Origin of the sequence: Pseudonocardia xinjiangensis (genome assembly GCF_012911925.1) — a bacterium.
GTDB classification, from domain to species: Bacteria; Actinomycetota; Actinomycetes; order Mycobacteriales; family Pseudonocardiaceae; genus Pseudonocardia; species Pseudonocardia xinjiangensis.
In genome coordinates, this window is sequence record NZ_JAAXKY010000015.1 from 23,441 (window position 1) to 50,270 (window position 26,830).

The 26,830-nt window shown below is 71.5% G+C and carries 25 protein-coding genes and 1 pseudogene; 11 read left to right on the plus strand and 15 right to left on the minus strand.

Going from position 1 to position 26,830, the window contains the following annotated elements:
- Nucleotides 1-9 precede the first annotated feature (9 nt).
- The gene (locus HF577_RS07305; RefSeq protein ID WP_246265988.1) at nucleotides 10-1,407 is read right to left on the minus strand and encodes an FAD-dependent oxidoreductase; all 1,398 of its coding nucleotides are present in this window, start codon (nucleotides 1,405-1,407) and stop codon (nucleotides 10-12) included.
- A gap of 517 nt (nucleotides 1,408-1,924) precedes the next feature.
- On the opposite strand from HF577_RS07305, the gene HF577_RS07310 reads away from it, so the two are divergent.
- Complete coding sequence (locus HF577_RS07310) at nucleotides 1,925-2,173, plus strand: DUF1049 domain-containing protein (RefSeq protein ID WP_246265989.1); 249 nt, start codon at nucleotides 1,925-1,927, stop codon at nucleotides 2,171-2,173.
- A gap of 135 nt (nucleotides 2,174-2,308) precedes the next feature.
- On the opposite strand, the gene HF577_RS07315 is transcribed toward HF577_RS07310, so the two are convergent.
- Entirely contained in the window at nucleotides 2,309-2,866 is a 558-nt protein-coding gene (locus HF577_RS07315) for a GNAT family N-acetyltransferase (RefSeq protein WP_169395021.1), read from the minus strand.
- Nucleotides 2,867-3,186: 320 nt separating this feature from the next.
- Between HF577_RS07315 and HF577_RS07320 the strand changes: the two genes are divergently transcribed.
- Nucleotides 3,187-4,233: a cupin domain-containing protein gene (locus HF577_RS07320; RefSeq protein ID WP_169394978.1), complete on the plus strand. Its 1,047-nt coding sequence runs from the start codon at nucleotides 3,187-3,189 to the stop codon at nucleotides 4,231-4,233.
- A gap of 78 nt (nucleotides 4,234-4,311) precedes the next feature.
- Entirely contained in the window at nucleotides 4,312-7,464 is a 3,153-nt protein-coding gene (locus tag HF577_RS07325) for an ATP-binding protein (protein WP_169394979.1), read from the plus strand.
- A gap of 7 nt (nucleotides 7,465-7,471) precedes the next feature.
- Here the strand turns inward: HF577_RS07325 and HF577_RS07330 are convergent, their stop codons facing one another.
- Nucleotides 7,472-8,263 carry an ABC transporter permease gene (locus tag HF577_RS07330; RefSeq protein ID WP_169394980.1) on the minus strand — a complete coding sequence of 264 codons (792 nt, stop codon included), beginning with the start codon at nucleotides 8,261-8,263 and terminating at the stop codon, nucleotides 7,472-7,474.
- A complete protein-coding gene (locus HF577_RS07335) occupies nucleotides 8,260-9,243 on the minus strand; it encodes an ATP-binding cassette domain-containing protein (RefSeq protein ID WP_169394981.1) in 984 nt (327 codons plus the stop codon). Before HF577_RS07335 ends, HF577_RS07330 begins: the two co-directional genes overlap by 4 nt.
- Nucleotides 9,244-9,403: 160 nt before the next feature.
- On the opposite strand from HF577_RS07335, the gene HF577_RS07340 reads away from it, so the two are divergent.
- Both HF577_RS07340 and HF577_RS07345 read left to right on the plus strand, forming a co-directional pair.
- Nucleotides 9,404-9,778, plus strand: coding sequence for a LysE family transporter (locus HF577_RS07340; RefSeq protein WP_169394982.1), 375 nt, complete (start codon nucleotides 9,404-9,406; stop codon nucleotides 9,776-9,778).
- Between the two features lie 35 nt (nucleotides 9,779-9,813).
- The gene (locus tag HF577_RS07345) at nucleotides 9,814-10,593 is read left to right on the plus strand and encodes a class I SAM-dependent methyltransferase (protein WP_169394983.1); all 780 of its coding nucleotides are present in this window, start codon (nucleotides 9,814-9,816) and stop codon (nucleotides 10,591-10,593) included.
- 7 nt (nucleotides 10,594-10,600) lie between these two features.
- Here HF577_RS07345 and HF577_RS07350 read toward each other — a convergent pair whose 3' ends face one another.
- From HF577_RS07350 to HF577_RS07360, 3 genes are read right to left on the minus strand one after another with little or no spacing between them, the layout of a single operon-like run.
- Nucleotides 10,601-11,110 (minus strand): (2Fe-2S)-binding protein, encoded by a 510-nt coding sequence (locus tag HF577_RS07350; RefSeq protein WP_211173914.1) that lies wholly within the window; start codon nucleotides 11,108-11,110, stop codon nucleotides 10,601-10,603.
- Nucleotides 11,107-12,042 carry an FAD binding domain-containing protein gene (locus HF577_RS07355; RefSeq protein WP_169394984.1) on the minus strand — a complete coding sequence of 312 codons (936 nt, stop codon included), beginning with the start codon at nucleotides 12,040-12,042 and terminating at the stop codon, nucleotides 11,107-11,109. Before HF577_RS07355 ends, HF577_RS07350 begins: the two co-directional genes overlap by 4 nt.
- Nucleotides 12,039-14,255 carry a xanthine dehydrogenase family protein molybdopterin-binding subunit gene (locus HF577_RS07360; protein WP_169394985.1) on the minus strand — a complete coding sequence of 739 codons (2,217 nt, stop codon included), beginning with the start codon at nucleotides 14,253-14,255 and terminating at the stop codon, nucleotides 12,039-12,041. Before HF577_RS07360 ends, HF577_RS07355 begins: the two co-directional genes overlap by 4 nt.
- Nucleotides 14,256-14,657: 402 nt before the next feature.
- On the opposite strand from HF577_RS07360, the gene HF577_RS07365 reads away from it, so the two are divergent.
- On the plus strand, nucleotides 14,658-15,569 hold the full coding sequence (locus HF577_RS07365; RefSeq protein WP_169394986.1) for an aldo/keto reductase: 912 nt from the start codon (nucleotides 14,658-14,660) through the stop codon (nucleotides 15,567-15,569).
- A 119-nt stretch (nucleotides 15,570-15,688) separates the two neighbouring features.
- Nucleotides 15,689-16,393: a DUF1345 domain-containing protein gene (locus HF577_RS07370; protein ID WP_169394987.1), complete on the plus strand. Its 705-nt coding sequence runs from the start codon at nucleotides 15,689-15,691 to the stop codon at nucleotides 16,391-16,393.
- Between the two features lie 6 nt (nucleotides 16,394-16,399).
- Here the strand turns inward: HF577_RS07370 and HF577_RS07375 are convergent, their stop codons facing one another.
- The 3 genes from HF577_RS07375 to HF577_RS07385 all read right to left on the minus strand — a co-directional run bounded on the left by HF577_RS07375 (nucleotide 16,400) and on the right by HF577_RS07385 (nucleotide 18,997).
- Nucleotides 16,400-18,406: a GAF domain-containing protein gene (locus HF577_RS07375; RefSeq protein WP_169394988.1), complete on the minus strand. Its 2,007-nt coding sequence runs from the start codon at nucleotides 18,404-18,406 to the stop codon at nucleotides 16,400-16,402.
- 51 nt (nucleotides 18,407-18,457) lie between these two features.
- Nucleotides 18,458-18,688, minus strand: coding sequence for a hypothetical protein (locus HF577_RS07380; RefSeq protein ID WP_169394989.1), 231 nt, complete (start codon nucleotides 18,686-18,688; stop codon nucleotides 18,458-18,460).
- Nucleotides 18,689-18,763: 75 nt separating this feature from the next.
- The gene (locus tag HF577_RS07385) at nucleotides 18,764-18,997 is read right to left on the minus strand and encodes a hypothetical protein (protein WP_169394990.1); all 234 of its coding nucleotides are present in this window, start codon (nucleotides 18,995-18,997) and stop codon (nucleotides 18,764-18,766) included.
- Between the two features lie 225 nt (nucleotides 18,998-19,222).
- Here HF577_RS07385 and HF577_RS07390 point away from each other — a divergent pair, with 225 nt between their 5' ends.
- On the plus strand, nucleotides 19,223-20,395 hold the full coding sequence (locus HF577_RS07390; RefSeq protein ID WP_169394991.1) for a flavin-containing monooxygenase: 1,173 nt from the start codon (nucleotides 19,223-19,225) through the stop codon (nucleotides 20,393-20,395).
- 79 nt (nucleotides 20,396-20,474) lie between these two features.
- Here HF577_RS07390 and HF577_RS07395 read toward each other — a convergent pair whose 3' ends face one another.
- Complete coding sequence (locus tag HF577_RS07395; RefSeq protein ID WP_169394992.1) at nucleotides 20,475-20,939, minus strand: hypothetical protein; 465 nt, start codon at nucleotides 20,937-20,939, stop codon at nucleotides 20,475-20,477.
- The gene (locus tag HF577_RS07400) at nucleotides 20,936-21,481 is read right to left on the minus strand and encodes an anthrone oxygenase family protein (RefSeq protein WP_169394993.1); all 546 of its coding nucleotides are present in this window, start codon (nucleotides 21,479-21,481) and stop codon (nucleotides 20,936-20,938) included. Before HF577_RS07400 ends, HF577_RS07395 begins: the two co-directional genes overlap by 4 nt.
- 197 nt (nucleotides 21,482-21,678) lie before the next feature.
- Here HF577_RS07400 and HF577_RS07405 point away from each other — a divergent pair, with 197 nt between their 5' ends.
- Entirely contained in the window at nucleotides 21,679-22,827 is a 1,149-nt protein-coding gene (locus HF577_RS07405) for a sensor histidine kinase (RefSeq protein ID WP_312858991.1), read from the plus strand.
- The gene (locus HF577_RS07410) at nucleotides 22,824-23,486 is read left to right on the plus strand and encodes a response regulator transcription factor (protein ID WP_169394994.1); all 663 of its coding nucleotides are present in this window, start codon (nucleotides 22,824-22,826) and stop codon (nucleotides 23,484-23,486) included. The genes HF577_RS07405 and HF577_RS07410 overlap by 4 nt, the downstream gene beginning before the upstream one ends.
- A gap of 22 nt (nucleotides 23,487-23,508) precedes the next feature.
- Here the strand turns inward: HF577_RS07410 and HF577_RS37995 are convergent.
- The 3 genes and pseudogenes from HF577_RS37995 to HF577_RS07425 all read right to left on the minus strand — a co-directional run bounded on the left by HF577_RS37995 (nucleotide 23,509) and on the right by HF577_RS07425 (nucleotide 25,712).
- Nucleotides 23,509-24,098 (minus strand): annotated as a pseudogene (locus tag HF577_RS37995) (DinB family protein).
- Nucleotides 24,099-24,132: 34 nt separating this feature from the next.
- Nucleotides 24,133-25,278 carry an RNA polymerase sigma factor gene (locus HF577_RS07420; protein ID WP_169394995.1) on the minus strand — a complete coding sequence of 382 codons (1,146 nt, stop codon included), beginning with the start codon at nucleotides 25,276-25,278 and terminating at the stop codon, nucleotides 24,133-24,135.
- 26 nt (nucleotides 25,279-25,304) lie between these two features.
- On the minus strand, nucleotides 25,305-25,712 hold the full coding sequence (locus HF577_RS07425; RefSeq protein ID WP_169394996.1) for a YciI family protein: 408 nt from the start codon (nucleotides 25,710-25,712) through the stop codon (nucleotides 25,305-25,307).
- Between the two features lie 261 nt (nucleotides 25,713-25,973).
- Between HF577_RS07425 and HF577_RS07430 the strand changes: the two genes are divergently transcribed.
- Nucleotides 25,974-26,822 (plus strand): helix-turn-helix domain-containing protein, encoded by an 849-nt coding sequence (locus HF577_RS07430; protein WP_169394997.1) that lies wholly within the window; start codon nucleotides 25,974-25,976, stop codon nucleotides 26,820-26,822.
- The last annotated feature ends 8 nt before the right edge of the window (nucleotides 26,823-26,830 follow it).

Consider the following 26,830-nt stretch of genomic DNA (forward strand, 5'->3'; position numbering starts at 1 on the left):
AGGATGACGCTACGAACCCGCTGTGGGACCAGGCGGGATGTTGTGGTTGAACCGGAACATGTTGGCCGGGTCGTACTCGGCCTTGAGCGACCGGAGACGCTGGTAGGTCGCGTCGTCGAAAGCCTTGCGCGTCTCCTCCACCGCAGCGTCCGCGGGTGAGAGGAAGCTCGGGTGCTTCCGGGGACTGACCCAGGGACGCAACCCCTCCATCAGTTCCAGGCCGGATGCCTCGGACCCGGCGACCTCACCGGGCGGGACGAAGGTCAGGGCGAAGACGGCGAAGGCCGCGTCCCGGTTCCCGACCGCGTTGCGGTTCCCGGCGGTCCCGGCGAGCGCGCCGCCCATCTGGCGGATGTCGATGATCGAGATCCGGGAGTCGGCACCCGGACCGGCGACCTCCGTGATGGCATCCGCCGTCGCGGCCGTCATCGCGGTGAGCAGTGCGAAGTGCTCGACCGCGGCGACCGGCTCGCCGGAGTCCGGAAACATGGAGGTGGAATCCGCGTAGGGGATGTCGGCGACCGTGTCGAGCAGCACCGGCGCCGCCGCCCTCAGCAGCGCGATCAGCTCCTCGCCTTCGTGTTTCGAACCCAGGTAGGAGATCCTGATGTTGACGGTCAGCTTTCCCCGCATGAACTCGGGAATGAACGGAAGGTCGGGCATCCGGAGGAGGGCGATCGACGAGGTCAGGTCATCGGGCGCCTGCGCCGCGAACTTCTGATAGGCGCGCAGCACCTCACGGGTGTGCTCGCCGGAGTAGAACAGGTTCCCGGCATACAAGCGGGTGACCGGGAAAAGCGTGAACTCCAGCGCCGTCACCACACCGAAGTTGCTCTTGCCGCCGCACAGCGCCCAGAACAGGTCCGGCTCGGAACCCGGCGTCACGTGGTGGAGTTGCCCGTCCGCGGTCACCACGTCGATCCGGCGGACGTGGTCGGCGGCCCATCCGAACGCCCGTGCCAGGGTGGCGCTGATCCCGCCGCCGAGCGTGTACCCGACCACGCCGACCGTCGGTGACGACCCGGCCAGCGGGGCGAGCCCCGATTTCGCGGCCTCGTCGACCACCTGCTGCCAGCACACCCCGGCCTCGACCCTGGCGGTCCGGGCGACCGGGTCGATCGTGAGTCCGGTCATCCGCCGGGTGTTGACCAGGACCCCGGAGTCGATGGGCACCGACGGTCCGTGCCCGGTCAGGAGGACGGCCACGGGAAGGTCGTACGCGGCCGCGAAGCGCACGGCAGCCTGGACGTCGGAGGCGCCGGTGGCGCCCACGGCCACCGCGGGCCGATGGTGCACGGAAAGGTTGATGGTGGCCACCTCCTCGGCGTAACCGTCATCGCCGGGAAGAAGGACCGGACCGTCGACGGCGGCCGCGAGCACGTGACGGGAACTCAGTACGGAAGCCAACGCCATCACTTCCAGACGTGTGATGAGAATGGACACCAGCAACGTGCGTCTGCCACTTCTCACCGGCAGGTCGGTCTGCAGCGGAAAGGCATCCACGATCAGCGCGCTCCATCAGCCTGCTGGGTGGAGGTCAGCGAAACCAGACGCGGCCGCGGTGATGAAGATCGCAAGGTTTTCGGGTCGACTGATTGCACAACCGACTCCTCCGGATTCACCGGAATGGGCAACTGGTGACCATGGTGCCCATCAGGGCCTGTGTCCGAGCCACCCGCGAAGCCGTCGCGAGGCAGGTCCGGCACCGTCCCGGCGGGGTCGCGAGTGCCGGAGAGGACCCCGAATCACACTTTTCGGATGATCCGCCGCCCCGCGCACCGGGTGATGGTGGCGGCCCACGCCCGGTCGAACCGCGGCCGGACAGGACGGGATTGGGACCGGCCATGGCGACCCACGACGTGTCTCCTGCAGCGGGGCGGCCGAGTACGTCCGTGACGGGGCGAACGGGCGGGGAGGCCCCGCGATGACCGATCCGGCAGCGCATGGGAAGGCAGCGTCGAAGCGCACCGATCAGAACCGGCGGCGGCCGTCCGCCCGGGTTCTGATCGGCGCCGTACTGCTGCTCCTCACCTTCGTGTTCATCATCGAGAACCGCGAACCGGCCGCCATCCGGGTGATCATCCCGATCGTCGTCATGCCCTTGTGGGCGGCCCTCACCGCCATGTTCCTCGTGGGCCTCATCGTCGGCCTCGTCTGGCGACGGCGGAGCTGAGGCCCGGGGCCGATCACCGGCTGTTGGTCGCCTGCATGCCCGAGAGAATGAGCTCGAGACCGTAAGCAGCCTGCGGCGGCGAACACCGTCGGGGCCCGTGCCCCGTCGTGGTGCCCGCCGCCGCGGCATCCGCGGTCAGCGGGCGAGGCGCGCCACCAGGCTCTCGCGCACGCCCGGCCATTCCTCGGCGATCACGGAATAGACCACGGTGTCGCGCAGAGTGCCGTCCGGCCGGATCCGGTGGGCCCGCAGCACGCCTTCCCGCTGCGCTCCGAGACGCTCGTTCGAGCGCTGCGACGCCTCGTTGCGGATGTCGGTCTCCAGCGAGACGCGGTTGGCGCTCAGCTCCTCGAACGCGTGGCGCAGCATCAACAGCTTCGACTCGCTGTTGAGCGGGGTGCGCTGCCACGGCTTGCCGATCCAGGTGTGACCGATCGACAGGATCCGATGGTTGGCGTCGATCTGATAGAAGGACGTCGTGCCGGCGACCTCGCCCGTCGCGGCATCCACCTGCGCCCAGGCGAGCCGGGTGCCATCGGCGAGGATGTTGTCGACGAGCTTGCGCATCCCCCCGATGTCGTCGGGCTGGCGGACGGCGAGCCAGGTCCATACGGCGGGGTCGGAACCCGCCTTGTACAGGCCTCCGGCGTGTTCCGCTGTCAGTGGTTCGAGCCGGACGTGTTCCCCGGACATCGTCGGACGGTGCTTCCAGGCATCGGTCACCGCCGACACGTTACGGCATACTGTATGCAAAGTAGAGTGTCTCGGATCGATCGGTCCTGGTCCTCGATGTCCGAACCGGTGGCGAGGCCCGGCGACGCGCGACCACGACCATCACCGACGCGCGGAGGCCACGTGCGCGGTCACTCGTCGACAGCCGGCCCCGCGGACGGGCAGATCACCGGCAGCGAGCTTGCGCTGGGGCCCGTTTCCCCATAGCGTGCAATTATTGCTCCGTACACGGAGCATCTTATCGATCAACCATTTCTCATGGGTTGAGTAAAGAGGAAGAAATGTCTGCCGCCAAGACGGACCCGGCCTACGACGCGCTCGCCGGCCTCGATTCTGCACCGCTGTGGCGATACTTCGGAGACCTCTTCCTCCGCGAGCCGCGCAGCGCCGCCCGGCCGCACCGCTGGGAGTACGCGGCACTGCGGCCACTCGCCCTGCACTTCGCCGACACACTCTCACTGGAGGAGGCCGAGCGCCGGGTACTGATGTTGATCAATCCGGGCATGCAGGACCCTCCGGCCACGGTGAACAGCCTGTTCGCCGGGCTCCAGATCATCCTTCCCGGTGAGACCGCCCAAGCCCACCGCCACACCGCCAACGCCTTCCGCTTCATCATCGAGGGTGAGTCGGCCTACACCACGGTGAACGGCGAGCGGGTACACATGAACCCCGGTGACCTGCTCATGACACCGGGGATGCACTGGCACGACCATTACCACGAGGGCGACCGCCCCATGATCTGGCTGGACGGCCTCGACTTCCCGCTGACCAACTCGTTCGAAGCCGGCTTCTTCGAACTGTTCGGGGATCGCTCGCAGAAATCGCTCGTGCCCGATGATCTGTCGAGCCGTCAGTTCATCCACGGCCGCCTCAACCCGGCGTGGCTGCCGGCGGCCGGGCCTGCGTCGCCCGTGGGCAACTATCCCTGGCAGGAGACGGCGCGGGCATTCGCCGCGATCGCCGACGACGCCGAGGGCAGCGAGTCCGAGGGGATCGTCCTGGAGTACACGAACCCGTGGACCGGCGGCCCGGTGCTGCCCACCATCGACTGCAAGATCAGCAGGCTCCGGCCGCGCTTCCACGGACGCGCCCGCCGGACCACGGCGAGCACGATCGTGCACGTCGTGCACGGCGAGGGGTACATGGAGATCGGCGACGAGCGCTTCGACTTCGCCCCCAAGGACGTGATCGCCGTGCCGGGCTGGCAGCCCCACCGGTTCGTCAACACCTCCGCGGGCGAGGACGCCGTGCTCTTCGCCTGCAGCAACCGCCCCGCCCTGCAGGCCCTCGGCCTGCTGCGCGAAGACCTTCCCGGATCGGACGCCTGAGAGTCGGCAGCATGGCCGACGCCCGGTGATGACCTCGATCGTGTCCGGCAACAATGGTTCTCCCTCTAACCTACGGCGGTGACCACCGAGCTGGCCCTCCTGCCGCGGGTCGCGTTCCGCGGACAGGAGATCACCGGCCCTCGGCTCCGCGGCCTGATCGCATTGCTCGCCGCCGACCTGCGTACGGGCTGCAGCACCGCCCGGCTCGTGGAGGGACTCTGGCCGGACGAGCAGCCGGAGAACCCGACCAAGGCGCTCCAGGTGCTCGTCTCGCGTACCCGCGCCCTGCTGGGCGCCGGCGTCATCGCCAGCACACCGACCGGCTACCGGCTGTCCCTCGGCGAGGACCAGGTCGACGCATCGGCGCTGCTGCTGAACGCGTCGGCGAGCGCTCAGCACGCCCGGGCCGGCGACCACGCCGCCGCACTGGCGCAGGCGGAGGCGGGACTCGCGCTGTGGGAGGGCCGCACCGACGGCGACGCGATGACGGACGATCCGGTGTCGGCCCTGCGCGCCGAGCGCCTGCCGACGTACCGGGCGTTGGTGCGGGCCAGGGCACTGGCGCTCGCCCGGGTGGCCCGGCACGCCGACGCGCTCGACGGGCTCGCCCGGCTCGCCGTGGAGCGGCCGCGGGACGAGGAGGTGCTGCTGGAGCTGCTGCGCTGCGAGGCGGCCACGGCCGGACCCTCGGCGGCCCTGGCCCGGTTCGACGCCTACCGCCGCGGGCTGCGCGAGGAGCTCGGAACCGACCCCGGCCCGGCGCTGCAGGCCCTCCACCAGCAGCTCCTGCAGGGCCAGGCGCCCGCGGTCCGGCACGGGGTCGTGCACGAGCCCAACGCGTTGCTCGGCCGCGACGACGACGTCGTCGCGGTGGCCACTCTGCTGCGGACGTCCCGCGTGACCTCGATCGTCGGACCGGGCGGCCTCGGCAAGACGCGGCTCGCGCACGTCGTGAGCCGGCAGGCGGAGCAGCGCGTCGTGCACTTCGTCGGGCTGGCCGGCGTCGCGACGGACGACGACGTGGCCGCCGAGGTTGCCTCGGTGCTCGACGTCCGCGAGTCGCGGCGAGCGCCGTTCGCGCATCGCACCCTCCAGCCGGATCTGCTCAGCGGCCTCCTCGGCGCTCTGGGGACCGGGCCCGCACTGCTGGTGCTGGACAACTGCGAGCACGTCCTCGACGGCGCCGCCGAGCTCGTACAGGCGCTGGTCTCGATGACCGGCGAGCTGCGCGTGCTCACCACGAGCCGCGCCCCGCTCGGCCTCTCGTCGGAGTCGGTGTACGCGTTGCCGGAGCTGGACCTGCCGACCATGGTCGAGCTGTTCCGCAGCCGGGCGCGGGCCGCCCGTCCCGGCGTCGATCTCCCCGCCGCGGCCGTGGTGGAGCTGTGCCGGCACCTCGACGGGCTGCCGCTCGCCGTGGAGCTGGCCGCTGCCCGGGTGCGGGTGCTGTCGGTCGCCGAGATCGCCCGGCGCCTGGAGGACCGCTTCGCGCTGCTGCAGGGCGGGCCGCGGGACGCACCGCAGCGACACCGCACCCTGCACGCCGTGGTGGACTGGAGCTGGAACCTCCTCGACCCCGCTGACCGCACCGCGATGCGCGCGCTGTCGATCTTCCCGGACGGGTTCGCGGCCGAGGCCGCGGAGCACCTCCTGGGCGGCGACGGCACGCTCGCTGTCCTGGAGGATCTGGTCGACCAGTCGCTGCTGAAGGTCACCGACACGCCGTCGGGGACGCGTTTCCGCATGCTGGAGACGGTCCGGGAGTTCAGCGCCGCGCGCCGGCACGAGGCAGGCGAGGACGAGCGCGCCGTCGCCGGGCTCCTCGCCTGGGCCCGCGACTTCGGCATCGCGCAGCACGAGTCGCCGCTGGGCACCGACCCCGTCGGAGCCGCGGCTCGCATCCGGGCCGAGCAGGACAACCTGGTGCAGGCACTGCGGCTGGGGCTCGCCCGCGGCGACGGCGCGACCGTCGCCGCCGTCACGGCCGTGCTGGCCACCCTGTGGCTCGTCGAGGCCAACCACCCCCGGCTGGCGGCGCTGGCCGAGGAAACGGCGTGGACCCTGTCGCATTTCCGGCCCGCGCCCGGGCTCGTCGAGGTCACGCGGACGGCTGCCGCGATCTCCGCCGCGACCACGTTCATGTTGGAAGGACCCCGCGCGGTGCGCGCGCTGGTGGTGCTGCACCGGCTTCCTCCCGCTCCGCCGGACACGCCGATGCGGGCCGTCGCCGCGGTGCTCCTGCAGGCCCGGGAGCTCTCCGGCCCGGACCGAACGGTGCTCGACGCGATGTCCACCAGCCGCGAGCCGTGCCTCGCCGGGATCGCGAGCGGCCTTGCCAGCTACGTCCGGCAGCACGAGGGCGATCGCGCGGGCGCCGTCGCGGCCGCCGAACGGATGGTGGCCGCGTTCGAGGGACCGGCGACCCCCTGGCTCCGGGCGACCGCTCACGCCCGGCTCGCCGAGCTGTTCCTGCAGGAGGAGCGCGGCGCCGAGGTTCGGCACCACCTCGAGGAGGCCTCGCTGCTCGAGGAGATGGGGCTGTTCGAGACCGGCGTCCGGTGGTCGCAGGTCCTCACCGACCTGCAGCTCGAGGACGTCGACGAGGCAGAACGCCGGTGGAAGGAGGCGACCGCCGACCTGACGGACGAGACGGCCTCACCGTTCCGGGAGGACCTCATCGCGCGCGCGGAGATCCTGCTCCTCCGGGGCGAGGTCGACGCCGGTCTGGAGCTCTGGCGCTGCGCGGTCGACCGACTGCGGCATCCCGCGGAGGGGGCCATCGGTGTGGGTCCGTGGCTGGTCGAGGTCCTCGCCGCCACCGTCGTCGCGCACGCCCGGCACGGCCGGCTCGATCTCGTCGAGGAGATCACCGAGGAGCTGCCGCGGACCCTCACGACGATGCTCGCCCAGCCCGCCGAGCGGCAGCCGGGCCACTTCGTCGAGCTACCGCTGCACGGTGCGCTCCTGCTGGCGCTGGCGACGGTGGACCTCGATCGTGGACGGCGTCTCGGGGACACCCGCGCGACCGCGTCGGGGGTGCGGCTCGTCGCCCTCGCCGAGCGGTTCCACTTCGTACGGACGTTCCAGCCGACGATGTCGTCGGCCCGGGCCCGCGCCGCGGCAGAACAGGCCGACGGTCCGGCGTACCTCGACGCGGTGTCGAGGTACGCCGGACTGGGTCGCGACGAGCTGCGGGGAGCCGCCCTTCAGGCACTGGGGGCACGGCCGTGAGCCCGCCCTACCGGGTCCGTTCCCGGGTGAAGAGCCGCTTCGCCCACAGGTAGCTGGCCAGGGCGATCACCACGCACCAGGCGATCGCGAGCACCGCGCTGCCACCGGCCGCGCTGCCCGTCAGCAGGGCGCGCAGCGTCTCGATGACCGGGGTGAAGGGCTGGTACTCGGCGAACCAGCGCAGGGCGGCCGGCATCGAGTCGGTGGGCACGAACCCACTGCCCAGGAACGGCAGCAGCACCAGGAACATCGGGGTGTTGCTCGCGGTCTCGACGCTCTTCGCGTTGAGGCCCAACGCGACCGACAGCCAGGTGAGCGCGAGCGTGAAGAGCACGACCAGACCGAGCGCCCCGAGCAGTCCCCCCACACCCGCGGTGGTCCGGAAGCCGACGAGCACGGCGATCGCGAAGACCACCACGATGCCGAGCAGTGTCTGGATCATGCTGCCGACCACGTGGCCGGTGAGCACCGACGCGCGGGAGATGGCCATGGTGCGGAACCGGTCGATGATGCCCTCGGTCATGTCCATGGAGACCGAGATCGCCGTGCCCTGTGCCGCTGCGGACACCGTCATCGCGAGGACCCCGGGCACCACGTAGGCGACGTAGTCGGCACGACCGCCGGCCGGGCCGCCGAGCCCGGCCCCGAGGGTGCCTCCGAAGACGTAGACGAACAGCAGCAGGAAGACCACCGGCATCCCGATGAGCATCAGGGTCAGCGACGGGTAGCGGACCATGCGGCGCACGTTGCGGCGCAACATCGTCCGCGAGTCACGGGCGGCATAGGCGAGCGTGGTCATCGGGCAAGCTCCTTCTGCGGCTGCGACTGCGGCTGCTGCTCTTCGGCGGGGCGGCCGGTGAGGGCCAGGAAGACGTCGTCGAGGTCCGGGGTGTGCACGGTCAGCTCGTCCACCTCGATGGCTGCCCGGTCCAGCTGGTCGAGCAGAGCGCGCAACGACCGGACGTCCCCGTCACCCGCGACCTGCAGGGTGAGCGCCTCGTCGTCGCGTGCGGACCCCGCGAAGACCCGAGCGGCGGCGTCGAGCCGCGCGGGATCGGTGAACCGCAGGCTGACGTGTCCGCCGGGCACCATCCGCTTGAGCTCGGCCGCCGTGCCCTCGGCCACGATCCGTCCGTGGTCGAGGAGCGCGATCCGATCGGCGAGCTGGTCGGCCTCCTCGAGGTACTGGGTGGTGAGGAAGATCGTCACCCCGCCGGCCACGAGCTCGCGGATGATCTCCCACATCGTGCGGCGGGTGCGCGGGTCCAGCCCGGTGGTCGGCTCGTCGAGGAAGATCACGCGCGGGTCCCCGACCAGCGTCATCGCCAGGTCGAGCTTGCGCCGCATCCCTCCGGAGTAGGTGGCGGGCGACTGCCGGGCCGCGTCCCGCAGGTCGAACCGCTCCAGCAGCCCGGCCACGCGGCGCCGGCCCTCCCCCCGCTCCAGATGGTGCAGGTCGGCCATCAACTGGAGGTTCTCCTCGCCGGTGAGGAGGTTGTCCACCGCGGAGAACTGTCCCGTCACGCCGATCACGGCCCGTACGGCGTCGGGGTCCCGGGCCAGGTCGTGGCCCGCGATGTGGATCTCGCCGGCGTCGGCACTGATGAGCGTGGACAGGATCTGGACGGCAGTGGTCTTCCCGGCACCGTTCGGGCCGAGCAGCGAGAAGACCGTTCCCGCCGGGACGCGCAGATCGACACCGTCGAGGACGACCTTGTCGCCGAACGACTTGCGCAGTCCGGCCGCCGCGATCGCGGACGGCGATGGTGTGGTGTTCATCGGCCCCTCGTGTTCCCGCGTGGCCCTGGTTGCCACGACGACGAGAGCGTGCGGCCCGGCGAATTCAGCGCGGCTTCACGACGGTTTCAGGACCTTTCCCGCAGGCTGCGCAGCCGGAATCCGCTGGCACCCGCCGCCGTCCCCCTGACAGCATCGGGCCGTGGATCTTGCCGCCTCCGTGCCGACGTTCGTGATCGCGGTGCTCCTGATCTCCGCGTCGCCGGGGCCGGCGATGGCCTTGATCATGCGACGGGCCGCGCTGCACGGCTTCCGCGGCGCGGTGCCCACCGTGCTCGGCCTGGAGGCCGGGCTCTACGTGTGGGCGTTGCTCGCGGCCGGCGGCTTCGCCGCACTGGTCGCCGCATCGGAGGTGGCGTACCTCGTGCTGGAGATCGCTTTCTACCTCGCCATCGCCGCGGGAGTGGCCCGGGCGGGCACCTGGTTCCGGCGGCCGCGAATACGCCGTCGGCTGGAGGCGGTCAGCGGCACCGTCCTGGTGGGCCTGGGCGTGCGGCTGGCCGTAGCCAGCCGCTGAGCGCGGTCGGCCCGGTTCGTGGGATCTTCTTCCTGATGAGTGAATCAGACAAATCAGTCAGCGAGTCCGAGAGCTACGACCTGGCCTTCCGGGTTCTGCACAAGAGCCGCCTGGTACGGGAGCTCTGGGCCCGAGCGCTGGGCGACCAGTACCCGGCAGAGGTCGACCCCTTCAGCTCGTGCTGCTGGTGGCTGCTCGGGCAGGTGGTGGCCGGCCTCCGGCTGAAGCCGGACGACACCCTCCTCGATCTCGGGTGTGGCCGCGGCGGTCCTGGCCTGTGGCTCGCCCGGGCCCTGTCCGCCCGCCTGGTCGGAGTCGACTTGAGTCCGGTCGCGATCGAGCTGGCGGGGGCGCGGTCACCGCGGTTCCTCGCCGAGGGCCGGGCCTCGTTCCGGGTCGGCGAGTTCGACTCCACCGGGCTGGCAGCCGGCAGCGCTCAGGGCGCGGTGAGCATCGACGCGTTGCCCTTCGCTCCCGACCGCGCCGCAGCGCTGCGTGAGGTCCACCGCCTTCTCACGCCCGGCGGGCGCCTGGTCTTCACCGCGGCGCAGAACCGGGCCGTGGTGCCCGGCACTCCCGACTCGTGGGACCACCTGCTCGACGACGCCGGCTTCGATCTCGAGGCACGCATGCCCAACGCGTTCCACCACGAGCACTGGCGTCGGCTCTACGGGTTGTGGCGTGAGCACGCCGACGACCTCCGGGCAGAGCTCGGCGAGATGGTCGCGAACGGTCTTCTCACCGAGGCAGCCGGTGCGGACCGCCTCGACGAGCAGGATGCGCTCCTCTTCGTGGCTCGGCGACGCGACGGCTGATCCCCGCTCAGTCCTCGGCGGTCCCGTTCTCCTGGCGCGTGCCGTCCTTGCCGTACACGCGCAGCACCGCGCGCCGGATGCCCTCGTAGCCCGTGCAGCGGCACAGGTTCGAGGCCAGCAGCCCGTCCAGGCGTTCGGGATCCTCGGCGATGGTGGGGTCCTCCTGCAGGGCGCCGACCACCAGCATCACGAAACCGGCTGTGCAGAACCCGCACTGCAGGCCGTGTTCGGCGGAGATCGCCTCCTGGAAGGCGTGGAGTTCGCCGTCCGCCGTCAGCCCCTCGACCGTCCGGATGTCGCGGCCGGCGCACTGCACCGCGAACATGAGGCAGGAACGCACCCCCTCGCCGTCGACCAGGACGGTGCAGGATCCGCACACGCCGTGCTCGCAGCCGAGCTTGGTGCCGGTGAGGTCGCAGTCCTCGCGCAGCACGTCGGCCAGCAGCCGTCGTGGCTCGACCGTGACATCGTAGGGCGTCTCGTTGACCGTGAGCCGTACCGGGATCCGCCCTGTCATCGTGCCTCCCAGCCGTCGTGTCCGTCGCGGCCCGCGCCGCTGAAGAAGTCCGCGCTCTCGCTGTCCTCGCGGGCCTGCACCAGCGCGCGCCGGACGAGCACGCCGATCACGTGCCGCCGGTACTCGACGCCGGCGTGCGGCTCGGAGAGTGGGTCGGCGCCCGCTGCGGCCAGGGCGGCGGCCTGGGCGAAGACGTCGGGCTCGGGCTCTCTGCCGACCAGATGGCGCTCGGCCTCGTGCGCGCGCACCGGCCGGTCGGCCGCCCCGGCCAGCCCCAGGCGGGCCTCGACGATCACCCCGTCCCGCAGTGTCAGCACGGCGACCACCGCGACCTGGGCGAAGCTGGCGTGCGTGCGGTGCTGCTCGCAGAAGCCGACGCCGACCGTGCCGGTCTCCGCCCCCGGAAGCAGCGGCAGCCGTACCGACGTCAGGATCTCGTCCGGTTGCCGCGCGGTGCGGAAGGGGCCGAGGAAGAACTCGCCCGCACCCACCAGGCGGCTGCCCGCCGGCCCGGTCAGCTCGATCCCGGCATCCAGGGCCACGGCCGTGGCGCACCACTCGGAGACCGGGTTGGCCCATGCCAGGCTGCCGGCCATGGTGCCCCTCGCCCGGACCGGCGGATGCGCGATGAGCGGGCTGACCCGGCTCAGCAGCCGACCCAGCGCCCCCGGCGCCACGGTGGGCGTCTCGAAGGCGCGGTGCCGGGCGAGGGCACCGACTCGCAGCGCGTCGCCGTCCGCGGTGATCGTGTCCAGCTCGCGTACGTTGTTGATGTCGACCAGCAGCGCGGGACGCTCGCGGCGGTAGTGCATCTCGAGCACGAGGCTCTGGCCGCCGGCCAGCACCCGGGCCGTCTCCGGCCGCTCGGCGAGCGCGGTGACGGCGTCGGACAGCTCCGCCGGGGCGGTGTAGTCGAAGGGTGCCGGCTTCATCGGGCCACCTCCTGGCCGGCGGCTGCGAGCCAGCAGGTCTCCGGGGTCAGCGGCAGCTGCATGCCGCCGATGTCCGTGGCCGTGCCGGCGGGCTGCGGTCCCAGCGCGTCGATGACGGCGTTGACGATCGCGGGCGGAGTGCCGATGCAGCCGGCCTCGCCCGCGCCCTTGGCCCCCAGCGCGGTGTTCGGGTTGGGGGTGACGGTGGTGTCGAGGCTGATGGGTGGGAGCTCGCCGATCGTCGGCAGCAGGTAGCCGAGCAGCCCGTCGGCCTGCGGCACGCCCTGGTCGTCGTAGGGCATCACCTCGTACAGCGCCTGGCCGAGCCCCTGCACGATGCCTCCGCGCGTCTGGTCCTCCACGATCTCCGGGTCGACCGCCACTCCGCAGTCGTCGACGGCGACGAGGCGCAGCACGCGTACGTTGCCCAGCTCGCGGTCGACCTCGACCACCGCCACGTAGGTCCCGAAGGGGAAGGCAGCGGGGGTGTCGTACACACCACCGGCCCGCAGCGGTTCCGGCGACGCCGCCGCCAGCTCAGCCAGCGTCCAGCTGCGCTGACCGGTGATCACGGTGCCGTCGGCGTAGCGGGCGTCCGGCTCCCCCGCGCGGCGCCTCGCCTCCTCGATCAGCTCCAACGCAGCCCGGTGCAGTGCCGCGCCTCCGACCTGCATCGAGCGGCTGCCGAAGGTGCCGATGCCCTGCGCCGTCTCGTCGGTGTCGCCCTCGATGAGCGAGACCCGGCCCGGCGGGATGCCGAGGGTGCGCGCCACGAGCTCCGGAAAGACCGTCTCGTGGCTCTGGCCGGTGGAACAGGTGCCGACGCGGGCGGTGACGCTCCCGTCGGGCGCGACGTCGACGGAAGCCCACTCGTTTGCCATGGGCGCCTGTTCGAGGCCCGAGCGCTCGGTGAAGCTGCACAGCCCGATGCCGAGCGGCCGCTCGCTGCCCGAGCGCCGACGCCGTTGCTGTTCCTCGCGCCAGTGGGTGTAGTCGACCAGCTCCAGCGCCTTGTCCAGGGCCAGCTCGTACTGCCCGCTGTCGAAGACCCGGCCGGTGGGTGAGTGGTACGGGAACGCCTCCGGCGGGATGAAGTTGCGCCGCCGCAGCTCCGCAGGGTCCATGCCGAGGCGGCGGGCGAGGAGGTCGACGGTGCGCTCGACGGCGTAGACCTGCTCGGGACGTCCGGCGCCGCGGTACGGGGCGGTGGGGGTGGTGTTGGTGACGACCACCCGGATCCGGGCGTGCACGTTCGGGGTCAGGTACACCCCGGCGGCGGCCTGCCCCGTCTCGGCGGCCACGAACCCGGTGTTCGGGTACGCACCGACGTCGGCGTCGACCTCCAGCGCCAGCGCCAGCATCCGGCCGTTCTCGTCGGCGGCCAGGCGCACCCGCTGGTTCTGGCCGCGGCCGTGGGTGGAACCGGACAGCGTCTCGGCGCGGTCCTCGAGCCACCGCACCGGACGGCCCAGCTTCACCGCCAGCCCGACGACCGACAGGTACTCGGCGAAGGTCCCGCTCTTCGTCCCGAAGGCGCCGCCGCTGTCGGCGACCCGCACCCGGATCCGCTCCGCGTCGAGCCCCAGCGCCGAGGCGAGGTCCCTGCGGAGCCGGTGGGGCGCCTGGTGGGAGACCCAGACGGTCAGCTGCCCGTCGGGTTGGGGGACAGCGAGGATCGCCCGCGGCTCCATCGGGGTGGGCGCGAGGCGCGGCTGCCGGTAGGCGCCCTCGACCACGACGGCGGCCCGCTGCCACACCTCGTCGTCGATGGGCGTCCCGAACTCCATCTCCGTAGCGACGTTGTCCACCCCGTCGAAGAGCCACGTCGACGATGCGGCGGCCTCCCCGGGGTCGACCAGCGCGGGCAGCGGGTCGATGTCCACCCGCACCGCGTCGGCCCCGTCCTCCGCCACATAGCGGTCGGTGCCGACGATGACGGCGAGCGGCTCCCCGACGTACCGCACCCGGTCGACCGCCAGTGCCGCACACCTGCGCGGATCCTCGCCGCCGGCGGACGGGAAGAACGGGGGGACGAAGGCCAGATCGTCGCCCAGGTCCGCAGCGCTCCAGGCCCCGACGACGCCGTCGACCTCGGCGGCCGCGCTCGTGTCGACCGCGAGCAGCCGCCCGTGGGCGACGGTACTGCGCACGAAGGCCGCATCGAGGCAGCCGGCGACCTTGAGGTCACCGACGTAGTTGCCCGCTCCGGTCACCAGGCGGGCGTCCTCCCGTCTCCCCAGCGCCCAGGACTGCGCGCTCTCGGGGACACGGGTGGAGGCAGGAGGCGGCGACACAGGAGGCCGGACCGGGACACGAGTCTGCGGAAATCCGCTCACTCCCCGCACAGTAATCCCCGGACCTCGGGCGAGGGCGGAATCCGAGCCGCCCACGATCACGAGGTGCGCAGCGAAATCGTCGAAAACGACATATCACCCGATATTGACGTAGTCCGGATGCCGATCCCGGCCCGTTCGGGCAACTTCCTCCGCAGCGCCGTTGACATTGCGTCACGGCCCCGATGATCATCGGTCATCCCGAGCCGAGGACAAACCCATGCGCATGAAACAACGGCCCCTCGGGGGCACCGGCCTCACCGTGTCGCAGGTCCTGCTCGGATGCGGATCGATCGGCGGTATCGGCACTCCGGCGAGCACCCGCGCAAGGGTCTCCGCGTCGACGAGGGGTTGGCCCAGATCGACGCGGCCGACACGCTGGGCATCACCGTGCTGGACACCGCCGACTCCTATTCGGGAGGAATCAGCGAACAGGTCGTCGGGCTGTGGAGCATCGAGCACCCCGACAGCGAGATGCTGATCTCCACCAAGGTCGGCAATCTGGTGTCACCGCAACAGCGCCGCGTCACGCTGACCGCCGAGCACATCACGCGCCAGTTCGCGATCAGTGAAGAACGGCTCGGCCGCGTCGACCTGTACCTGTCACACGGCCCGGACGACGAGACCCCGATCGAGGAAACGCTGGAGACGTTCGCGGGCCTGCTCGAGTCCGGCCGGATCCGCGGTTTCGGCGCCTGCAACGTCAGCGCGTCACAGTTGGAGTCCGCCCTCATTGCCGCGGACCGGCACGGCCTGCCGCGATACGAGTGGGTCCAGAACGAGTACAACCTGCTGAACAGGGACGACGAGTCCGACGTGTGGCGCCTCGTGGCCGAGCACTGCCTCGGCTACACCCCCTACAGCCCGCTGGCCGGAGGAACGCTGTCCGGCCGCTACCAGCAGGGCGTGGCGCCGGACCCGGGGAGCCGCCTGGTGGTCGCCCCCGGCTCGCTGCGTCCCCTCGACGAACCCACGTGGCGAGGGCTCGACCTGCTGACCGCCGCCGCCCGCCGCCGCGGAGTCGGTACCGCCGCACTGGCTCTGGCCTGGGTCGCCAGCGCGCCGCTGGTCACAGCCCCGCTCGTCGCACCCCGCAATGCGGGCCAGTTCACCGACGTATCCGACGCACTCGACCTCGCCCTCGACCCGGACGAACGCGCGGAGATCGCGGCCTTCTTCGACCGCACCTCGTGACGGCACCCCGGTAGGCACGACCGGGGGACTGACCCCTGTCGATGACTCGCGGAACGACCCGCAGCGGGCAGACTGCAGAACCCGATCCGCCACGGCGCCCGCGATGAACAGGGACGACAGTGACCGAGCCGACGACACCCGCGGACGCCGAACCCGGTGGCGCCGGGACCCGGCGGCCCGCCGGCTCACCGGCGCGCACGGCAGGTCGATGGGCGGCGCGGGCGGTCGACGTACTCCTGCTCCTGACCAGCCTGGCCGCCATCGTCAACCCCGAGGATCCCGAGGCGGACCTCCGCCCGTTCATGATCACGAGCCTGCTCTGGATCGTCGTGGGCAGCTGCTACATCGGGATCCGGGTGGTCCGGGTGCGCCGGTCGAGCAGCGGGGACCAGGACTGGCCGGAACGGCTGGCCCGCGGCCGCACGAGCTACCTCATCAGCCTGTCCACGGCGATCATCCTGCTCGGGTCCGGGCTGGAGATCGTCGGCGTCGAGGGCACCGGGGACGTCGCCGACACCATCCGGACCGTCAACGTCATCACCGTTCTGCTCGCGTGGGCGATCCTGCATCTGAGCTACGCCGAGCGCTACGCCCAGCTCTGCCTCGGCGCCGACGACCCTCCGCTCTCATTCCCCCATACGCCGGCCCCCACGCTGCTGGAGTTCGTCTACTTCTCCTTCACCGTCGGCACGACGTTCGTCACCTCCGACGTCGAGATCCGCTCCGCCCGCGCCCGCGGGATGGTGCTGGCCCACGGCCTGATCACGTTCGTCTACAACACCGCGATCCTCGGCCTGGTGGTCGGGCTGATCACCAGCACCTGAGTCCTGCTACCCGTGCTCGTGGGGCGCGGCGAGGGGCAGGGACACGCACAGGGACGTGCCGGCATCGGGCGGGCTGTGCACCGAGAAGCGGCCACCGAGCGCCTCGACGCGGTCCTTGAGGCCGACGAGACCGGACCCGCCGCCGGTGTCGGCGCCACCGCGCCCGTCGTCACGGACGACGACGTGCAGGAGGCTGTCATCGGTTCTCACCTCGACGTCGACCACCTCGGCGTCCGCGTGCTTGGCCGTGTTGGTGAGCGCCTCGGAAACGGTGTAGTAGGCCGCGAGCTCGATCGGTTCGGGCAGCCGGGTGTCGACCCGGATGTCGAGTCGGACGGGGACGGCGGAGCGGCGGGCCAGCGTCTTCACCGCGGCGCCCAGGCCGCCCTCGGCGAGGGCGGCCGGGTGCAGACCGCGGGCGATCTCCCGCAGGTCGCCCAGCACCTCGCCCAGCTCGTCGACGACCCGGTCCAGCTGCGCGGTCAGATCGTCGGAACCGGGCGGTACCGCCTGCTGCACGCTGCCGCGCAGGTGCAGAGCGAGTGAGACGAGGCGTTGCTGGGCGCCGTCGTGCAGGTCGCGCTCGATGCGGCGGCGCGCGGTATCGGCAGCAGCCACGATGCGCACGCGCGAGGCGGTGAGCGCAGCCCGGGCATCGGCGTCGGCGAGGGCGGTGGCGACCAGATCGGTGAAGCCGGCCAGCCGCGCCTCCGCGCCGGCAGGGAGCGGCGCCGCGCGCGACACGGCGATCATGACGCCCCACAGCCGGCCCTCGACGGTGATCGGTGCCCCCGCTCCCGACCTGGCGCCGAGGTGCGCGAAGCAGTTCGCGATCGATCCTTCGGGGCCCTCGAAGTGCTCCGTCCGCACCGGCCGGCCGGTCGCCAGCACCGTCGCCGCGGTGCCGCCACCCGCCACCCGCATCCGTGCGGTACCCGGGAAATCCACTCCGGGCACGCTCCACACACCGACGACCGTGCCGACGCCATCGGGCTCGTACCGGAACACGACCGCGACGTCCGCGCCCAGCAACCGGCCGACCTCGCCTGCCACGAAACCGAACGTCTCGGCCGGTGCCGCCCCGCCGGCCACCATCGTCGCCACCCGCCGCAGGGCCGCCTGCTCCTCCGCGAAGCTCCGCAGCTCAACCCGGGCCTGCGCGTTGCCGATCGCGGTGGCGACCAGCTCGGTGAAGCCGGTCAGCCGGACTTCCGTCTCGGGTGGGAGGGGGCCGCTCACGGACCAGGCGATCAACACGCCCCACCGCCGGTTGTCGACGACGACGGGAACCCCGACAACCGACTTCAGATCTGCGCCACGAGTGAACGGCGTGGCGACGTCCTCGTAGTCGTCGACGCGGACCGCGCGCCCCGTACGGAGCACCTCGGCGGCCACGGTCGTCCCCTCGACCTCCGTGCGCTGGTAGGCAGGAGGAGCGCAGCCGGGCAGGCTCCATTCGGCCACGTGCACGAGCTCCGTCCCGTTCTCGTAGCGGGCGAGCCGGACGCCGTGCACGTCGAGCAGGGTGCCGGCCTCCGCCGCCACCGAGGCGAAGAAGTCATCGGCGGGCACGCCCTTGGCGACGAGGGTCGCGACCCGGCGAAGCGCCACCTGCTCGTCGGCGATCTCACGGTGGGCCCACTCGGCGGCACGGGCGCGGCGCGCGGTGTGGGCCGCCAGCTCGCCCAGGACGACCCCGACGACCAGGTAGACGACGAGATCCACCAGGTTGGCCGTGTCCGGGAACGCGAACGGGTGCGTCGGCGGCAGGTAGAACCAGTCGAAGGCGAGCATGCCCGCCATCCCCGCCGGGACCGCGTACACGACGCTCACGAACCGCGCTGTCGCGACCACGGCGAGGAAGCTCACGACGCCAAGGACCGCAGCGACCACCCTGGAGTCGATGTGCTCCAGAACTACGGCTGCCAGGGCGAACGTGCCGACGCCCGTTGCGAACGCCAGCGCCATCTCCGCGCCGAGCGGAAGCCGATGGGCCCGCTCCCATGCGGCCACAGGTGCAGGCTACCCCCGGCTCCGAGCCGGAAGAGGCGTCGAAGAGTGGATTCAGCCGGGCGGCCGACCGGGGTTCCGCAGCGCGCGCAGCTGGTGCGCCTCGTCCGCAAGGGTCCACAACGAGCACGGCCACGGCGCCCGCGGCGTCCCGTGGCCAGGGGTCGTGCACTCGACGCACAGCCCGTCGTCGTTCGGCAGGTGCGCGGCCATCAGCCGCTCGATCACGTCCCGCCGCGTCGCCAACTCCTCGAGCCAGGGATCGCCGAGGGCGAACCGCGACATGGACACATATCGCTGTTCCCAAGGCCCTTCGGACCGCGACATGTGTCCATATGACGGGCGGAAGGCTTGGGAACGTCAGTCGCCCACGTCGTCCCGCAGCAGCAGCACGGTGCGGAGCACGTACTCGACTGCGGACTCGAACGCGCCGCCCCGCAGCTCACCGCGCACTCCGAGGTTGCGCGACGCGAACTCGAGCATCTGGTCCGGTCCGACGCGGCGGACGACCAGTGCGGCGATCTCCTCGAGGTCGAGGCCCGGGTTGTCGAGTCGCGTCAACGCGAACTCGACCACCAGCTCGTCGACCGTCACGGCATCCGCTCCCTGGCTCTCGGGTCCTGTACTCCCATCATCCCGGACCGGCGACGGCGACAGCTCGCCGTTCACCCGGCGACACGGGGACGAGACCTCTGGAGACATGGGGATGTGACCGTTTCCTTACCCTGCCAGCCCGCCGCCGTCGATTGATCCACAAGGGGCCCGGATTGGCTACGTTGTCGCGGCGGTGCACACCGGAGAAGATGCGAGGTTCTCGGAATGGTCGTCCCCATCGGGCAGGGTGCTGGGCAGGCGTACGTCATCGGTGGGGGTCCCGCCGGGCTCGCCGCGGCCGCCGTCCTCAAGGGACACGGCATTCCTGCCACCGTCCTGGAGCGCAGTGAGGTCGTGGCGGCGAGCTGGCGCACCCATTACGACAGGTTGCGCCTCCACACCATCCGCAGTTTGTCCGGCCTGCCGGGATTCGCGATTCCCCGGTCCTACGGCCGCTGGGTGGCCCGCGACGACCTCGTGCGGTACCTGGAGGGGTACAGGGAGCACCACGGTCTCGACGTCCGCACCGGCACCGAGATCGAACGGGTTGACCAGGCTGACGGCGCCGCGCACGACGGCGCCCGCTGGTTACTGCGCACCGCCGGGGGCGAGGAGCTGACCGCGCGCACGGTCGTGGTCGCCACCGGCCACAACCACACCCCTCACCTGCCGGACTGGGCGGGACGGGAGACGTTCACCGGCGAGTTCCTCCACGCGAAGGACTACCGCAACCCCGGTCCGTACGCCGGGCGCGACGTCCTCGTCGTCGGCGTCGGCAATACGGGGGCGGAGATCGCGGCCGACCTGGCGGCCGGCGGCGCGCGTCGCGTGCGCCTCGCGGTCCGTACGCCGCCGCACATCGTCCGCCGCGACGTGGCGGGCTGGCCCGCTCAGGCATCCGGGATCCTGCTGCGCCACGCCCCGCGCGTCGCGGTCGACCAGGCGGCGCGCGTGCAGGCCCTCCTGAGCACCCCCGACCTGAGCGCGTACGGCCTCCCCCGCCCACAGGAGGGCATGTACACGCGCGTGCTCCGGGACCGCGCGGTCCCCGTCCAGGACGTCGGTCTCATCGACGCCGTGAAGTCGGGCAAGGTCAAGCCCGTGGCGTCGGTTGCCGGATTCGAGGGGTCCGGGGTCCGGCTGGCCGACGGCTCCGTGATCACCCCCGACGTGGTCATCGCCGCGACCGGCTACCGCCAGGGCCTGGACAAGATGGTCGGCCACCTCGGCATGCTCGACGGCGACGGGCGCCCGCCGGCCTCAGGCGTCGCTGTTGCACCCGGGCTGTACTTCCTCGGCTACACGATCTCCATCAGCGGCGCGCTCCGCGACATCGCCATCGAAGCCCGGCGGATCGGCCGGGCAGCGCGCCGCGATACCCCTATGAACCGAAGCTAGAACCGCGACATGGACACATTTCGCGGTTCACAAGGCACTTCCGACCGCGACATGTGTCCATGTGACGGGCAGGAGTCCGTCAGCAATTACCGTTCGCCGCCTGGGGTGCCGGCACGAGGCGGCACAGGAGCACCGCGAGGGCGCCGGTGGCCACCCCGACGAGGGTGCCGGTGACCACGCTGGAGATCGCAGCGACGGTACGCAGGGCGGTTTCCTGGGTGGCGGGGTCGGTGCCGGCGAGCTCGCCCCCCAGGGCCGGTGTCTCCTCGCCGAACGCGATGCCCCAGAGCAGTTGGTGGCCCAGGGCGAGGAGCACCCCGTAAATCAGACCGATGACCATGACGGTGGCGAACGGGCGGTGGGGGCGTTTCCACAGCACCGCGGCGATCCAGCAGACGGGTGGGACGAACACGAACAGCCCGTTGACGAACGAACCCTCCTCGATCACTCCCAGGTCGTGCAGCACGACCCGGGGGACGGCCAGCGTGGCCAGCCCGATCAGCACCGGCCAGGAGAATCCGAGCACCCGCGTCGGTCGGCTCACAGCAGCGCCCCGCCGGTTTCGGTGCGCTCGCGGCGGTCGGTGCCGGCCCGTGCGGCCCTGCCGACCCACCGCAGCAGCGCCGTGAACGCCAACGCAGACGTCACAGCGCCCCCGGCTAAACGCACCCAGTGCCCGGTCACGAACTCCTGCGCCACCTGACGCAGGTACTCCGGGGAATGGGTACCGACCGGATCCACGAACATGATCTCGTTGCGCGGCCAGAAGAACAGCGCCGAGAACAGGAACTCGCACCCGATGAACACCGCGGCCGCGGCCACGATCCACCACCGCAGCCGCGGCTCCCGCCACGTCAATGCCGTCGCCACCAGGCACGTGAGCACCACGGTGGCTCCCAACGGGGGGAAGTAGTCGCTCGGACCACCTGCGATCAGGAACTCCCGCGCCCGATCCAACGACGCCGGCGCATCGCCGAAGATGTTCGGATACAGCATCACCGTCTCGGCGGCCACCCCGCCGAACGACATCATCGACGCCCACACCAGCGCTATCAGCACCACCGTGATCCATCTCGTGCGCGACATCCCCCGCGTCCCCTCTCATCGGTCCTCGACAACCCCGGCGACAGGACCGCCGCCACCGACGACGCTAAGTTCGTCCGGCCGCCCCGACCGCCTCCTGACCGCGCGACCCCACGTCGCTTCTCGACGTACACCGCGGGCCCAGAGTCACGCGTCTCGACGACGGTCCCGCGGCGTCCGCGGCGCTAACCTGCGACATCGTGCGAGCCGGCCGTCCCACCCGTTCCGATGCACTGCTGGCCATCGCGGTGTCCTGTCTCGTGGCGGCCGCGGTGGTCACCGACACCGGACCGATCAGCCGGTCGGTGCTCGCGTACGCCTTCGCTGCCGGATTCGGCGCACTGATGCTGGTGAGCCGCCGGTGGCCGGTGTCGGCGCTGGCGGCGACCGCGGCCGGCCTCGTCCTCTACTACCTGCTCGACCTGCCCCCGATCGGCGTGGCGGTTCCGGTGGCAGCCGCGCTGTACGCCGCTGCCGATCACGGCCGGCCCTTCGCCGCGGCGGGCATCGCCGCGGTACTGCTTCTGGTCTCGGTGACAGCGCGGCTGGCCGAGGGCGACGACCTCACCTACGTCGTGGGTCTTGCCCTCGGATCGGACGCCGTCCTGATGCTCGCGGTGATCGCGCTGGGTGACGCCACGCGCAGCCGACGTGCCTTGCGCGCACAAATGGCCAGGCAGGCCGCTGCGGCGGCAGAGGAGCGACGCCGAGAAGCTGCCCGTGAGGTCGACACCGAACGGATCCGCATCGCCCGCGAGTTGCACGACACCCTCGGCCACACCATGTCAGTGATCACCTTGCAGGCCGCCGTGGCAGAGGAAGCACTCGACGGCGGCTCGGTCGCCGACGTCCGCGGTGCGGTCACGACGATCGGCACTGCGGCGAGGAGCGCAATGTCCGAACTCCGCGCCACCCTCGGCACCTGGCTCGGCGGACCCGGCACCCGCGAACCCCCGCCGGGGCTCGACCGGCTCCGCGACCTCGCCGACGGCGTCATCCGCAGCGGGCTCCCGGTTGACCTGCACCTCACCGGGGACGTCAGCGCGGTCCCTACCGTGGTCGGCACCACCGCGTACCGCGTCGTGCAGGAGGCACTGACCAATGCGCTCCGGCACGCCGACGCAAATCGGGTCACAGTGTCGGTCCGCGCGTCCGCCACGGGGTTGGCACTGGAGGTCGCCGACGACGGCCACGGCGCACCGGCCGACCAACCGGCCGAGCACGGTCACGGACTGCGCGGAATGACCGAGCGGATCGCCCTGCTCGGCGGCAGTGTGCACGTCGGCAACCTGGAGGGAGGCGGCTTCCACGTGCAGGCACACCTGCCCGTCGGGAGGGCGGCACGTTGAGCGAGATACGCGTCGTGCTCGTCGACGACCAGCACCTCGTTCGCGCCGGGCTGCGCGCTCTTCTCGAGCGGGCGCCCGACATCACCGTGGTCGGCGAGGCCGGCGACGGGTCGACCGGAGTCACCGTCGTGCGCACCCACCGCCCGGACATCGTGCTCATGGACGTCCGCATGCCCGGCACCGACGGTCTGCAGGCGACCCGCCGGATCCTCGCCGAACCCGCACTGAGCGGCGTCCAGGTGATCATGCTGACCACGTTCGACGACGACGAGTACCTCTTCGAAGCCATCCGCGCGGGCGCAGCAGGATTCCTCCTGAAGGACACCACACCCGACGCCCTCCGCGAAGCAGTGCGCATCGTGGCCGGCGGCGACGCGCTCCTCTCACCAGCCGTGACCCGACGGGTGCTGGCCGCCGCAGCCCGGTCCGGAGCCGCGCGGCCGGAGCGGCTCGTCGGGCTCACCGACCGTGAGCGCGACGTCCTCGCCCAGGTCGGGGCCGGTCGCTCGAACGCCGAGATCGGAAGCGTCCTGCACATCAGCCCGGACACCGCGCGCACCTACGTCGGCCGCCTCCTCGGCAAACTCGACGCCCGCGACCGCTCCCAACTCGTGGTGATCGCCTACGAGAGCGGGCTCGTCCGGCCCGGCGAGCACTAGCAGGCCTTGGTGCTCGCCCGGTTCAGGCCTGAGCCGGATCAGCCGCCTTGGCCACCCGCTCGATCTTCGCGCAGTGGGCCTCCCAGAAAGCCGTGCCGCGTCCTGCAGGGCCGTGTTCCACGCGGCCGATCCCACCGCGCCGTCCAGTTGCTCGCGCAGGATGTCGGCGTGCCCGGCGTGCCGGTTGGTCTCGGTGAGCACGTGGACCATGACGTTGAACAGCTTCACGTCCGGGCGCGGCCACCAGGGCACGTGGCCGGGCGCGTCGATGGCGAGGGCGGCGATCGTCGCGTCCGCGTGCTCCCTCGCCCGCCGGTACCGGTCGACGACCTCGGCGCGTGACTCGTGCTCGGTGACCCACTTGTCGGCGGCGAAGTCGGCGTCCTCGTCCCACCAGGGCAGTCGTTCCGGGAACGGGCGCCCGAACACGTCCCCGAAGTATCGGGCCTCGGTGTTCGACAGGTGTTTGACCAGGCCGAGGAGATTGGTCCCGGTGGAGGTCAGGGGGCGGCGGACGTCGTACTCGGTGAGCCCGTCCAGCTTCCAGAGCATCGTCTCCCGCACGTCGCGCAGGTCGCTGTGGAGGTACGCCTTCGCGAAATCGTCGATCATGGGGAGCGAGCCTGCCACCCGACGCCATCAGGGCTCACGCACGCAGCGACTGGCTGATCCGCGCTGCCTGCAGGGTGAGGTGGTGGCGCTCGGCGAGGTTGGGGGCGGACCGGGCGGCATCGGCATACAACTGTGCCGCGGTCCGGAGGTCGCCGGCCTTCTCGTGCAGGTAGGCCGAAACGGCGGTGTGGCGGGGCAGGCCGGGGTCCACGGTGGCCAAGGCGGCGAGGCCGGCCACGGGGCCGCCGGCCTCGCCGATCGCGACGGCCCGGTTGAGCTCCACGACCGGGCTCTCGGTGAGCCGGAGCAACTCGTCGTACCAGCCGACGATCTGCACCCAGTCGGTCTCTTCGGCGCGCGGCGCGTCGGCGTGCAGGGCGGCGATCGCGGCCTGCGCCTGGAACTCACCGAGCCGGTCGCGGGCCAGCGCCTTCTGCAGGATGGCGACGCCCTCGGCGATGAGCGAGGTGTCCCAGCGGGAGCGGTCCTGCTCGGCCAGCGGGACCAGGCTGCCGTCGCGCCTGGTCCGCGCCGGTCGCCGGGCGTGGTGCAGCAGCATCAACGCCAGCAGGCCCGCGGTCTCCTCGTCATCGGTCATCGACGCCAACTGCCGGGTGAGCCGGATCGCCTCGGCCGCCAGGTCGACGTCTCCGGTGTAGCCCTCGTTGAAGACCAGGTAGAGCACCCGTCGCACCGTCGCCAGGTCGCCCGGCTGATCGAACCGCACATCAGCGACCGTGCGTTTGGCCCGGCTGATCCGCTGCGCCATCGTCGCCTCCGGCACGAGATAGGCCTGGGCGATCTGCCGGGTGGTCAGGCCACCCACGGCGCGCAGCGTGAGGGCCACCGCGGATGCCGGGGTCAGCGACGGGTGGGCGCACAGGAAGAAGAGCTGCAACGTGTCGTCCGCGGTCTCGGCAGGTCCGGGTGGCGGCTCGACCTCGACCCGCTGCTCCCGGTCGCGACGCGAGATCTCGGAGCGGCGGGCGTCGAGGAACTTGCGCCATGCGACCGTGACCAGCCAGCCCTTCGGGTCGGCCGGTTGCCGGTCCGGCCAGGTCAGCGCGGCCTGGATGAGTGCTTCCTGCACGGCGTCCTCGGCCGTCGCGAAGTCGACTCCGCGACGGGTGAGGACGCCGATCACCGCGGGAGTCAGCTCCCTCAGCAGCAGTTCGTCCATCAGCTGATCTTCCCTGGCCGGCCCGGTCACTCGGTGACAGTGGGCGCAACGCCCAGGAACGGGCGCAGCTCGAGCCATTCGTGGATCGGCTTGCCGCCGGCTCCGGGGGCTGCCGACAGCTCGCCGGCGAGCTCGAGCGCGCGCTCGTAGGTGTCGACGTCGATCACCATCCAGCCGGCGATGAGGTCCTTGGTCTCCGCGAAGGGCCCGTCGGTGACCGGGGGCCGACCCTCCCCGTCGTACCGGACGAACGTGCCCCTGGGCGAGAGTGCCTGATGGTCGACGAACTCACCGGTGCTCTCCAGCCGGGCGGCGAAGTCGTTCATGTACTGCACGTGGTCCTGGACCTCCTCCGGGGTCCACTGGTCCATCGGGACGGGGTTCGCGGCCTCGGGGGCGCCGCGGTAGTGCTTGAGAAGCAGATACTTCGCCATGCTGGGTCTCCTTGGTGCGGTGCGGCCGCGGCGGCCGCATCTGGCCGTGGGACGGAGCCGCGGGGCCGGTCTCGAAATCCTCGGCACATCTTGTCGAGAATCTTCCGACGCACTCACGACGACTACGGGTCGAAGACACGAAGCTGGATCATCCAGAACCTGGGACAGCACCGACGTGACCGCTGGATGCCGAACATCTGGACGCGACGTACGCGGTGCGGGCCGGTTCCTGATCGACGACCGAGTCGGCAGGATGGTGAGATGGCCGGGGAATCGTCCTACGTGGAGCGCGCGCCGGCGCCCGCGCTCGCCGCGCTCGCATCGTCTGTCTGGATCCAGCAGGTAGGTGACCGGCCCCTGGCGCAGCGGCACGTACCACACGGCGGCGCCGAGGTGCGATGTGTACTCGGTGAGGCGCCCCGGCTGCTCGGGCCCCTGACCACGTCGACGTATCAGGAGATCCCGGCGGGAGGCACGGTCGTCGGGGTGCGGCTGCGGCCGGGCGTGCTCGGTGGTCTCGTCGGGGTGCCGGCCGACGAACTGGTCGATCAGGACATCGCAGGCACCGACATCTGGTGCGACCTCGCCTACGTGACAGATCTTCTCGGGAATGCCACGACACCGCGGGGCGCGCTCGATCTGCTCCAGTCGTTCGTCGCTCGCCGTGCCGGAGAACCGGACCGGTTGGTGAACGAGATCGTCCGGAATCTCATGCCGTGGCACGGCAGCCGAACGGCCGCTCTACCTGCGTTGCTGTCGATCTCCGAACGCCAGTTGCGGCGCCGGTGCCGGGCTGCGGTCGGCGTCGGCCCGAAGGAGTTGCACCGCATCCTGCGTTTCCAGGGCTTCACCGCTCGCGTGCAGGCGTCAGTTGCCCAGCAGGGCGCCGCACCCGTGGGTCTCGCAGGGTGGGCCGTCGAGACCGGGTACCACGACCAGGCACACCTGAGCCGCGAGTGTCGCCGGCTCACGGGCGTCACGCCTGGCGAGTACCTCGCACAGGCGGGCGCTGCGTGCAGCTGCGGGCATGACCACGCTGCCTCCTACGTCCCGATGCTCGGACCTGGAAATGGCCGTTTCGTACAAGAGCGGCGACCGATTCGCGCTTAGCGTCGCGA